Here is a 1,376-nt window from a genome sequence, read left to right as displayed (position 1 = left end):
CATATCTGGTTTACCTTTAGCAATTCTTATTGAACAAGGTCATGTACTACATTATCTATTGGGCATTGTCGGTGCTTATATTGGTGGATTTGTTGCCACATATTTAATAGGTTTCAAAGATCCGGTAGATTAATATATCATAACACAAGGTGTAGTATTGCACCTTGTGTTTGTGCCAAAGGGGTGATTTGCTTGATAGGAATTTCTGTTTATGCAGGTATGGAAAATAGTATAGAAGAAATATTAGAATATATGGAAAAAGCTTATAATTTAGGTATAACCTTACTATTTACATCTGCTCATATACCAGAAGTAAAAGAAAGTTTCACGAGGGATTTTGAAACGGTGTTAAGTTTAAGTACAAAACTTGGATATACCACTATTGTAGATATTTCTAAGGGATACTACGACCAATTAGAACTTAATAAATATAAAATCGATTATATAAGGTTGGACTATGGATTTACAATAGAAGAAGCTGCATATATGACACAAAAATACGCTTTTGGAATATCTATAAACGCTACAACCTTTGATAGAAAACAGATTGAACAGTTTATTAAGCATGGGGGGAAAATGGATAAAATAAATGCAAGTCATAATTTTTATCCTAGAAAGGATTCAGGCATATCTGAAGAATTATTTATTGAAAAGAACCATATTTTTAAAGAATATGGTATAAAAACCATAGCATTTATCCCTAGTAATTATAGAAGAAGAGGACCTGTATATGAGGGGTTACCTACTTTAGAAAAACATAGAACCCTTAATCCTATTATCTCCGCTCAACACCTTTTACAATTGGGGGTGGATTCTGTTATTGTTGGAGACTCCATGGCTTCAAGAGAAGAATTAGAAGTATTATCTTCTATTAGAAAAGATATTACATTAATTCCTATAGAATTAAATAAAAACTTAACAGATGTGGAGTTGGATTTATTACGGCAGGTTCATACTAACCGTTCAGACCCCGGAGAGTTTGTTATCCGGTCTCAAGAATCCAGGCTAATAAAGAAGGGTAATATTATACCGAATAATAATGGTATACCAAGGCACAAATATTCTATAACAATTGATAATGAAAAATATAATAGATATGAAGGTGAGCTTCAAATTTTGCAAACAGACTTACCCGCAGATGATAGGGTAAATGTTGTGGCAAAAGCAATAGATGCACATCCATTAATTGATTCTTTAGCCCCTAATCAAAAGTTTAAATTTCATTTTTTGGATAGCAAATAATAAAAAAGGCTCCTATCAAATAATTATAAGAAAGATTTTTTGAAACTGATTTAGATTAAGTTCTTTTTAATTAATGCTTTATAATTGGGAACTTTCCAGCTTATTATAAAAAAACTCTGGTCAACAGACCAGAG

General features: G+C 31.3%; 1 protein-coding gene. It reads left to right on the top strand.

Features of this window, described 5'->3' with window-relative positions:
* Positions 1 to 192: 192 nt before the first annotated feature.
* A complete protein-coding gene (locus CUL_RS0112355) occupies positions 193 to 1,242 on the top strand; it encodes a MupG family TIM beta-alpha barrel fold protein (RefSeq protein WP_025642012.1) in 1,050 nt (349 codons plus the stop codon).
* The last annotated feature ends 134 nt before the right edge of the window (positions 1,243 to 1,376 follow it).

Origin of the sequence: [Clostridium] ultunense DSM 10521, from assembly GCF_000511955.1 — a bacterium.
Classification (GTDB): Bacteria; Bacillota; Clostridia; order Tissierellales; family Tepidimicrobiaceae; genus Schnuerera; species Schnuerera ultunensis.
The sequence above is the reverse complement of the archived record's forward strand: the minus strand, read 5'-3'. Positions and strand labels throughout refer to the sequence as shown.